General features: G+C 58.8%; 12 protein-coding genes and 1 tRNA gene. 8 read left to right on the plus strand and 5 right to left on the minus strand.

What is annotated here, in order from left to right:
- Together AQ996_RS10020 and AQ996_RS07985 are read left to right on the plus strand one after the other, a co-directional pair.
- A partial coding sequence (locus AQ996_RS10020; protein WP_055252370.1) for a type II toxin-antitoxin system TacA family antitoxin occupies window positions 1-434 on the plus strand: 434 nt, incomplete at its 5' end.
- Window positions 431-904, plus strand: coding sequence for a GNAT family N-acetyltransferase (locus AQ996_RS07985; RefSeq protein ID WP_082435587.1), 474 nt, complete (start codon window positions 431-433; stop codon window positions 902-904). The genes AQ996_RS10020 and AQ996_RS07985, both read left to right, overlap by 4 nt.
- Before the next feature lie 122 nt (window positions 905-1,026).
- Here AQ996_RS07985 and AQ996_RS07990 read toward each other — a convergent pair whose 3' ends face one another.
- Window positions 1,027-1,752, minus strand: coding sequence for a metallophosphoesterase (locus AQ996_RS07990; protein WP_055252372.1), 726 nt, complete (start codon window positions 1,750-1,752; stop codon window positions 1,027-1,029).
- An 85-nt stretch (window positions 1,753-1,837) separates the two neighbouring features.
- Window positions 1,838-2,077 (minus strand): hypothetical protein, encoded by a 240-nt coding sequence (locus tag AQ996_RS07995; protein ID WP_055252373.1) that lies wholly within the window; start codon window positions 2,075-2,077, stop codon window positions 1,838-1,840.
- Window positions 2,078-2,549: 472 nt separating this feature from the next.
- Here AQ996_RS07995 and AQ996_RS08000 point away from each other — a divergent pair, with 472 nt between their 5' ends.
- Complete coding sequence (locus tag AQ996_RS08000) at window positions 2,550-3,278, plus strand: hypothetical protein (protein WP_055252374.1); 729 nt, start codon at window positions 2,550-2,552, stop codon at window positions 3,276-3,278.
- Window positions 3,279-3,290: 12 nt separating this feature from the next.
- On the opposite strand, the gene AQ996_RS08005 is transcribed toward AQ996_RS08000, so the two are convergent.
- Window positions 3,291-4,052: a metallophosphoesterase gene (locus AQ996_RS08005; protein WP_148315912.1), complete on the minus strand. Its 762-nt coding sequence runs from the start codon at window positions 4,050-4,052 to the stop codon at window positions 3,291-3,293.
- A gap of 373 nt (window positions 4,053-4,425) precedes the next feature.
- On the opposite strand from AQ996_RS08005, the gene AQ996_RS08010 reads away from it, so the two are divergent.
- Genes AQ996_RS08010 through AQ996_RS08020 form a run of 3 tightly spaced genes read left to right on the plus strand, consistent with a single transcriptional unit; the run spans window position 4,426 to window position 7,045 of the window.
- On the plus strand, window positions 4,426-4,968 hold the full coding sequence (locus tag AQ996_RS08010) for a UBA domain-containing protein (RefSeq protein WP_055252376.1): 543 nt from the start codon (window positions 4,426-4,428) through the stop codon (window positions 4,966-4,968).
- An 18-nt stretch (window positions 4,969-4,986) separates the two neighbouring features.
- Window positions 4,987-5,766 carry a response regulator transcription factor gene (locus AQ996_RS08015; RefSeq protein WP_055252377.1) on the plus strand — a complete coding sequence of 260 codons (780 nt, stop codon included), beginning with the start codon at window positions 4,987-4,989 and terminating at the stop codon, window positions 5,764-5,766.
- A complete protein-coding gene (locus AQ996_RS08020; RefSeq protein ID WP_055252378.1) occupies window positions 5,750-7,045 on the plus strand; it encodes a sensor histidine kinase in 1,296 nt (431 codons plus the stop codon). Before AQ996_RS08015 ends, AQ996_RS08020 begins: the two co-directional genes overlap by 17 nt.
- Before the next feature lie 73 nt (window positions 7,046-7,118).
- On the opposite strand, the gene AQ996_RS08025 is transcribed toward AQ996_RS08020, so the two are convergent.
- Window positions 7,119-7,493, minus strand: coding sequence for a VOC family protein (locus AQ996_RS08025; RefSeq protein ID WP_055252379.1), 375 nt, complete (start codon window positions 7,491-7,493; stop codon window positions 7,119-7,121).
- 11 nt (window positions 7,494-7,504) lie between these two features.
- Window positions 7,505-7,792 (minus strand): PTS sugar transporter subunit IIB, encoded by a 288-nt coding sequence (locus AQ996_RS08030; RefSeq protein WP_055252380.1) that lies wholly within the window; start codon window positions 7,790-7,792, stop codon window positions 7,505-7,507.
- A gap of 163 nt (window positions 7,793-7,955) precedes the next feature.
- On the opposite strand from AQ996_RS08030, the gene AQ996_RS08035 reads away from it, so the two are divergent.
- A complete protein-coding gene (locus AQ996_RS08035) occupies window positions 7,956-8,579 on the plus strand; it encodes a hypothetical protein (protein WP_055252381.1) in 624 nt (207 codons plus the stop codon).
- A 31-nt stretch (window positions 8,580-8,610) separates the two neighbouring features.
- Window positions 8,611-8,695: transfer RNA gene (locus AQ996_RS08040), tRNA-Leu, on the plus strand.
- Window positions 8,696-8,831 lie beyond the last annotated feature (136 nt).

Raw genomic sequence — 8,831 nt, forward strand, 5'->3', positions numbered from 1 at the left:
AGCCCACCGGCCTAATGGCTTGGCGTCAGCATGCCGCGATTCGGTCGCACGGAGAGCATTTCCCAGTTGACAAAACTATAGGAACACCCCCCTTCAACGAGGACATAATTCTGCGTCTTGTTATGTACGGAATAATTCCGTACAATTGTGCCAAGGAGGTTTTTGCCATGCCAACGATTGAGAAACAACGCCGTATGGATCTAAGGTTGACCGAACGTCAACGCCTTACTTACGAGCGCGCCGCGGCCTTGCGCGGGCAAACTCTCACCCAATGGGCCACAGCCCACCTTGACGAGAGCTCCGCACGTGATATCGCCGAGGCATCAACAACCTATCTTTCTCTTGATGGTTTCGATGCATTTTGCGAAATGCTCGATTCCCCCATGCCCCAAGCCGCAAAAGCGCTGCTTGACCGTAAAGCGGTTTGGGAATGAGCACATTTACCAAGCCCGTTCAACTCCCCGTTGGCCAAGGCATCGAGGCTTTCCACTGCGGAAATACTCTTGTAGACGGATGGGCTAAAAACAGATCAGCCTCGGCGCGAAGAAGAGGATCAGCAGTTATATACGCATCGTATTGCGACGGCGCAGTCGCTGGGTTTTATACGTTGTGCACGCACTCCGTGGCTCGCGAAAATGTTGATGGAGGATGGTTCGTGCGAAACTCCCCCTCCCAAGTCCCCACAGTGCTGCTTGGAATGATGGGGGTCGATGAGAAGTTCAAGGGGCTTGGTCTTGGAGCTTCACTGCTCAAAGATGCCATCGAGAACGCCTTGAAAATTTCTGCCCTAGCAGGAGCGCGAGCTTTAGTTGTCGATCCAGTAGATGATGAGGCGGCAGCATTCTATGAACATTTTGGCTTCGCCACCCTACCGGGCACCAACCGAATGGCGCTGAAACTTTAGATCGTCGGGCGACATCTCCTCCAGCTCCCAGCATGCCCTAAGTTACCCTACAAATAAAGATTACTACTGAAATGTAGGGTAACTACCCAAGGTATCGTATGAAGTTCTCGCTATTCCCACCCCTACGCAACATCCCAGGGCTGGAGTTCGTCGCCCAGACGAACGATGCAGTCGTAGAGCACGGTGTGACGCTCGGCCGGGTTGGCGTCGCGATGAAAATGGCCGTAGTACCAGCGCTTGTAGTCCAGGCGATCTTCCAGCTCATCGAAAAACGCTGTAAGCCGATCAACCGCGGGGCAATTCCAGCCGGACGCCGGATAGAGCGTGGACGAAAGCATGCGCGTGGAGCAGGTGTGGGTGATTACGTAGTCGACCTTCCAGCCCACGCTGTCGAGCTTTGTCCGTGCCTCCTCAAAGTTGCGCTCGTCCGGCAGCTCCTGCGGCCACCAGCTGGAATACGGAATGCGGTATTCCTTGTCAACACTCGTGGCACCGCCCATGGTAAAGATCGTTGAGCCATCGAGTTCAAAAACCTCGCCGCGCGTCAGGCGCCGTATGGGAGAGGTATCCGACAGGCGCTGCGTCAGCCCACCGTGCCACAACTCCATGGGTCGCTCCGCCCAGTAATCGAAACGCTCGTGGTTGCCGTCGACGAATAGCACGGTATAGGGGCGCGACTCCAGCCAAGCGATGTCGGCACATTCCTCGGCAGAGAAATCCCACGGAAAGCCAAAGTCGCCCGCGATGATGAGATAGTCGTCGCTCGTCAAACTATCCCCAAGATCCCAGTCGCGCAGCTTTTGCATGTCGACGCCGCCGTGAATATCGCCCGTCACATAGACCGTCATCGGATCACCACTTCCCCGTAAGTCGCTAGCCCGCATTCTGCACGATCACTAAGCCAACCGTTCCAGCCCTTCCATCCCTTAGGGCTTACCCCTCGTTCTTCCATCCAAACGGGTCATGCACCCAAAAAACCAGATCGAGCGCGCCGCCGGTCATCATGGCGCCGGCAAGGGCCATGCTAATGTGTAGAGAGACGGCACTTCGGAGCACGTCGAACGGCCCCAGAACAGCCAACAGCGCGACCGCTGCGCCGGCAAGGCACAGCACGAGGCACGGCCCCGCGTCCTTGACGCACTTCTTTGCGAGATGCTTGGTGTTATCACTCATCGATATCGAACTCCTTAGAGGGTCGCTGTTCGGGTACATGCCGCCGCGGCAGAGCAGGGCGGCAGGGTAAGTGTCACACGCCGTGCGGACATCAATGGAGAAACAGCCTGCTCGACCAACCCTTGAGGCCGTTTTACACCGGCACCCCATCCCCCGCTGTCGAGGTCTAATACTTTTCCCGAGAAGTGAACGGCTGTTTTTGAACCCCTGAAACATCCGCATTTTTCGACGGCAAAATCGCGGGATTCCAGCACCGAAACCGCAGGAAACGGCACTCCTAAAGTGTCGATGCTTCGGGGGTCCGATTTAGCTCCTTCACTTCTCGGAAAAGTATTAGACCTTGATTCTTTGCTGCCCCGAGGGCGCGCCGCTTCCTTCTCTGGAACCCTCACTAGCACTGGCGCCCCCAGCCGCTACGACCGCAGGCATGCCTATAATGAGGCATATTTCCTGATAAGAAAGGAATCCAGATATGAACGAAACCCAGCTTGCCGATTTGAACGATATCCAGGACTTTTTCAACCGTGTCGACAGTGTGCGCAACAGTGCATCCCCGACCGAAAAGCCTCGTACCAACCCAATAGACATCAAGGACTTTATTGAATGGTGCAATCTTTGCGAGGCACAATCCAAATACAGCAGTGGAGACAGCGCCGCCAAAGCGCTGGGCAACGCAGTAGTCTCCCTGAATCAACTTGACCGCGGTGAGCTCGATGCTATGGAATCTGCTCTGAAAGAAGGCAGATGGGATGAATGGTGCAAAGACAGTGGCAAGAAAGCATCAGCAGATGACGCTACTTTCTATCTTGTGCTCAAACATCACACCGACGCCCAACAGCATTATCATTTTCACTTCGGTAAAGATATGGTTGCAGAAATCGATGCCTTTGATCCCTTTACTAAGGAGGGCGGCAAACAAGTATTAAACCAGCAATGGCACGCGCTCATTTCCCTGCTCGCATTCCTCGATGTCGCGCACGCCTTAAGCAACGAGCAGCACGAGTACCATTGCCTGTATCAATATGTTAAAAAATTGGACAAGATAGACTTCAATGCTGATGAACTGCAGTTTTACTGCGGCACCTCCGGCAAGACTGAGCTTCGCTTTAATACAAAGGAAGGCAAACTGATTGAAAGATACCGCTCTGAGAAAATGAACGAATGGCTTGAAGAAGCACTGCGTAAATTAGCCGGCAAATAATCGCCCGCCAACCTACTCCAGCCCTTGTCCGCTGTACTTCCCTGTCTCTGAGTCGTAGTTCAGCACGACGACCTCGCCGTGCTGAACTACGTTCCCGTCGATGTAGAAATGGCTGGCCCCGTCATGCCAGATACCGCGATAGCCTGCAATGCCCGAGACCGCCCCGGTATTGATGTGCCCGGCGATAACATCCAGATAGAACTCACGCCCCGCGTAATCGGGCGGCATCATGGTTAACGACTCGACAGCCGTGCCAAGCTTCCAATCCTCCCCGGCTTCCTCGTCAACGCCGGCGTGCACAAAGACCTGGCCGAAGGGGCTCTCGTAAAAGTAAGGGAGCTTGCGAACCCACGCGATGATGTCCGCGTGCTCGGCCTTTATGCGCTCAACCGTAAAGGCGTAGGCCTCCTCGAACTCCCTGAGCCTCAAAAGGTGCTTAACGTGCTTGAATGCCTCGGCGTCTAAGAAGCTCTTGGCCGTTGCCAGATTGCTGTCGGCAAGTATCCATGCCTGTGTGAAATTGGGGTCATTCACCTCGTCAATGTACTCGAGGAACATCTCCTCGTGGTTGCCGCGCAGCGCCACGACGCGATCGCCGTAGCGCTTTTGCAGGTCCATGACGAGCTCGAAGACCCCGAGTGAATCGGGGCCTCGGTCGCAGTAGTCGCCAAGCAAAACCAGCTTGGAATCCTCGGTATCGAGGTCGACGGTGGAAAGCGATGCCTTAAAGGCGTCCAAGCACCCGTGAATGTCGCTCATAGCGTAGATATGCACGTATGACCCCCTGTTTGCGTCGGGACCCCACTCGTTTGCGCCATGCGGCACGGCGGCCCCTCTGATTTCGCGGGCGCCAGGCAGCTTTGCCCTGACGCGCCCTCAACGTTGACAATAAGTATATCTCGCCGTGCGGACACAAATTTACCCTTGGGCTCTAGCCGCTCGGCCTGCGCTTGCCTCAAAGGCCGCCTCCGCGTCACCCAAAAACTCATCCAACATTAATCTTGGCTCAAGAATCGCTTAATCTATAACCTGCACTATAGAGTTCGACAGAGGGCGGGGCGGCGGCGCGCGACGCAGGCCGCCGAACGCAACGCTCGCGCCCGGGCAAATCGCCCGGCGTCGCGCCCATCGAACGAAAGGACAGGTCATGGACGACCTCGAAAAAGTTGAAACCATCCGCACCAAGTGCAACGTGAGTTACACCGATGCCAAGGCAGCACTCGATGCCGCCGACGGCAACGTTTTGGACGCCATTATTTGGCTCGAGTCGCAAGGCAAGACCCAGACCACGTCGGCGCACGCCGCCACCGAGTCCGAGCCGGTAGATGAGCCCTCGGCCGAGATGGTCGCCGCGCAGGCCGCCTACGAGAAGTCGAGCGAAAAGACCGACTTCTCCAAGAAGATGGACAGCGTGTGGGAGTACCTCAAAAAGCTCTTCCGCCTGAGCCTGGACACCAAGTTTATCGCCACGCGCCGCGATGCGATCATCCTTAACATCCCCATCCTGATTCCCATCGTCGCCTTGTTTGCCTGGGGCGCCACGATATGGCTGATGCTGATCGGTCTGTTCTTTGGCATGCGTTACCGCATCGATAGCGACGGCGACGTGCCCGGCAGCATCAACAACCTGATGAATCACGCCGCCGATGCCGCAGACGATATCAAGCAAAATCTGAACGACGACAAGTAATCGCAGACGGGGGCACGCATGGCACGAATCCTGATCGTAGAGGACGAGGAGAAAATCGCCCGCTTTGTGACGCTCGAGCTGGAGCACGAGGGCTACCAGGTGGAGCACGCCGCCGACGGCCGCACCGCCGTCGACCTGGCGCTGGAGCGCGACTACGATCTGATTCTGCTCGACGTGCTGCTGCCGCAGCTCAACGGTATGGAGGTGCTGCGGCGCGTGCGCAAGCACAAGGATGTGCCGGTGATCATGGTCACCGCGCGCGATGCCGTGATGGACAAGGTAGCCGGGCTCGACGCCGGCGCCGACGATTACCTGACCAAGCCGTTTGCGATTGAGGAGCTGTTCGCACGGATCCGCGTGGCGCTGAAGCGCTCGGAGGCCATGCGGACGGCTTCGAGCGTTGGCGGCATCGGGACGGGCGCGGCGAGCGACGCGGCCGGGAACGCCGCTGCGATACCCCCGGCTGGCGACTCGACCCAGGCATCCGCCTCGCCCTCCCCCGCTACGCTCACCGTGGGATCGGTTGTGCTCGATCCCGACCGCCGCGAAGTCACCGTCGGCGGATCGCCCGTTGTGCTCACGGCCCGAGAGTTCGACGTCCTCGCCCTGCTTATGGCGCATGCCGGCACCGTGCTCACGCGCGAGCGCATCGCGCACGAGGCGCTGGGCTACGAATACGTAGGCGACACCAACAACGTCGACGTGCACATCGCGCACCTACGCGCCAAGATTGAAGACGCCGGCGGCGCCCGCATCATCCAGACCGTGCGCGGGGTGGGCTATGTCTGCCGCGCATAACGCCGAGACCAAGCGCGTCACCTCCATTGCCCGCGCCATCAACTGGAGCTACATGTGGCGCCGCCTGATGAGCTACGTCTGGCTCGATCTGTGGCTGCTGGTTGTTGCGGCGGCGATCCTGGTCTATGGCTACAACCAGACGCTGCCCGACGGCGCGTTTACCGCAGGCTGGATCCCCGGCGCCACCGTTCACGGCATGTCGTTCGCGCCCGCGCGCGGCTTGGACCTGGCCACGCTCACCTATACCGTCGAGCTTGCGCGCACCACCAAGACCTTCCCCCTCGCGCAGGACCTCATCGCGCTGTGGCCCCTCTATCTTGTCGTTGCGGGAGGGCAAGTCATCAGCGTGCTCAACATGCTCAGCGGCGCTCGCCGCGTGCGCCGCACCATGGCACCGCTCAACGACCTGGCCCTGCGCGTGGACGAGCTCGGCCGCATGCAGCTCTCCGGCGGCAAGATGGAAACGCTGGAGCAGGCAATCGAACGCGCGAGTGTCGACTCGCCGAGCGTCACCACCGGCGACGCCGACCTGGCGAGCATCGAGGTCGCGCTCAACCGCCTGCTGCGCCAGATGCAAGAGGCCAAGCTACAGCAGATGCGCTTTGTCAACGATGCGAGCCACGAGCTGCGCACGCCCATCGCGGTGATTCAGGGCTACGTGAACATGCTCGACCGCTGGGGCAAAGACGACCCGGACGTGCTGACAGAATCCATCGCGTCCCTCAAGGCCGAAAGCGAGCACATGCAAGAGCTCGTGGAGCAGCTGCTGTTTTTGGCGCGCGGCGATGCCGGCCGCACCGTACTGAGGCGCGTGGACACCAACCTGGCCGCACTGGTCGGCGAGGTGTGCGAGGAATCGCAGATGATCGATGCCGAGCACACGTATCGGCTGGCGTACGACACTGCGCTCGCCAGCGACCCGCGCTGCGATGCTTCTGTCGACGTGGCGCTCATGAAGCAGGCCCTGCGCGTGATCGTGCAAAACGCCGCCAAGTATTCGGACGCGGGCACGTCCATCACCTTTGGCGTAGCGCAGGATACGGGCACGGGCGCGATCGACATAAGTGTTGAGGACGAGGGTATCGGCATGAATCAGGAATCCGCAGCTCACGCGTTTGAACGGTTCTACCGTGCCGACAACGCACGCGATGCCGGCGCGCAGGGCTCGGGTCTGGGGCTTGCCATTGCCAAGTGGATTGTCGATAGCCATGGCGGCGTTATTGGCGTGACCTCGGTCGAAGGCGTCGGCAGCCGCTTTACGATTCGCCTGCCACGGTAGGAAGCCCCTCGGCGTAAAAAAGGGATAAGGCCATGCGGCCCTATCCCTTTTGTTCGTTATGGCAGTTTGTGCGCTACTCGCGACACAGATGCACGGCGAAGCCGGCGAACTCGCGCTTAAAGTACACGAGCTTGGTAGAACCGTCGGGCAGCAGCGCGCGCGACTCCTCGTTAACCTCGAGCCCACGCTCGGCAAACCACTTCTCGGCCGCATCGATGTCGTTGACGGCAAAGCCGATGTGGCCCTTGGTGCCACGACCGTTCTGCTTCATGACCTCGATCAGCGAATCGTTAAAGTACGAAACCGGGGTCTCGATAACGGGCAAGCCCATCATCGTCGAGAACAGCTCCGCGATCTCCAAGGCGTCTGCCGGGTCGGCGGCGTTGATGCCCACATGGGCGACGCGCATGCCAAAGAGCTCGACCGGATTGGCGTTCTGCTCATTCATACAGGCAGCGCCTACTGAGCCATGACGTCGAGAACGGCCTTCTCGGCAGCAACGCGGTTCATGCCGGTCATGAAGGGCACGCCGCTCACGTACGGGCAGGTGAGGCCCTCGGGGGCAACGGTGGTGGCGATCAGCAGGTCGGCGCCTTCGTCGCAAGCGTCCTTGGCCTCGGAGATGGCGCACTGCACGATCTCATACTTGCCGGCATAACCGTTGGCGTCGAGCATGGTAGCGACCTTCTGGGCAACGAGCGTGGAAGTAGCAGCGCCAGCACCGCAAGCCAAAACGATCTTCTTCATAGGTAATGTCTCCCTTCATGGTTTACTTTAGGTAAGTGTACCGCAGCGAGCGATGGTGCTCGGCCTCGATGCACTTTTGTACCAGTTTGCCTGCGCGCTGCGTATAATACATCTAGTACGTGTTGTCATACCGCCTGTTTTATGAGCGACCGAGGAGCTCAATATGCCCGATTCCCGCACACTCTGGACCGCCGTCGTTGTTATCTGTATCGCCGTGTCGGTGTTCTTTAGCATCAAAAAACGCACCACGTTTAAGCGCCTGCAGCAGTTGATGGCCGCCAAACAGTGGGACGAGTTCGATCGTTTGCTCGACGGCAAGCTCACCAGCATGCTGTACCCGCGCTACAACCGCGACTACCTGCGCCTGAACTCCTATCTGCTGCGCGAGGACCACGAGCACGCCAACGAGATGTTCGACCTGCTGCTGGGGCTCAACCTGCCCAAGATGCAGCGCGTCGACCTGGTGATCAAGGCCTTTAACTACTACGTTGGCCAGGAGGACCGCAAAAAGTCCAAGGAGTTGCTGCACGAGATCAAGGGCTTTGAGGGCGGTCAGGCCGAGGCAGTCGCGCACGAGTGTCAGCTGATGTACGACACGATGATCCTCAAGCGCCACAACGACATTCCCGAACTGGAGCGCATGCTCGAGGATGTCGGCGACGACCCGGTCAAGCGCTGCCGCCTGGAGTACCTGCTGGCCCTGCAGTACAAGAACAAGGGCGACGAGGCCAAGTTTGCCGAGTACTTGGAAAAGTCGGGCCAGCACTCGATGGCTGTCAACGCGTAACGGGCGGCTTGTGCTAGACTTCTAGTCTCACGGGGGCGTGGCGGAATTGGCATACGCAGGAGACTTAAAATCTCTCGCCGCAAGGATTGTGGGTTCGAGTCCCACCGCCCCTACCATTGGCTTTTACGGGCCCGTATCTCCCAGGGATGCGGGCCCGTTTCTTTTAGATGCCGTCAACTGCAGGGCAGCTAATTTGGGACGGGGCTTTTTTGACTACTTTTCCGCCCACCCAATGAGTTTTCTGGGACGGGG

This window comes from Collinsella aerofaciens, assembly GCF_001404695.1.
Classification (GTDB): Bacteria; Actinomycetota; Coriobacteriia; order Coriobacteriales; family Coriobacteriaceae; genus Collinsella; species Collinsella aerofaciens_E.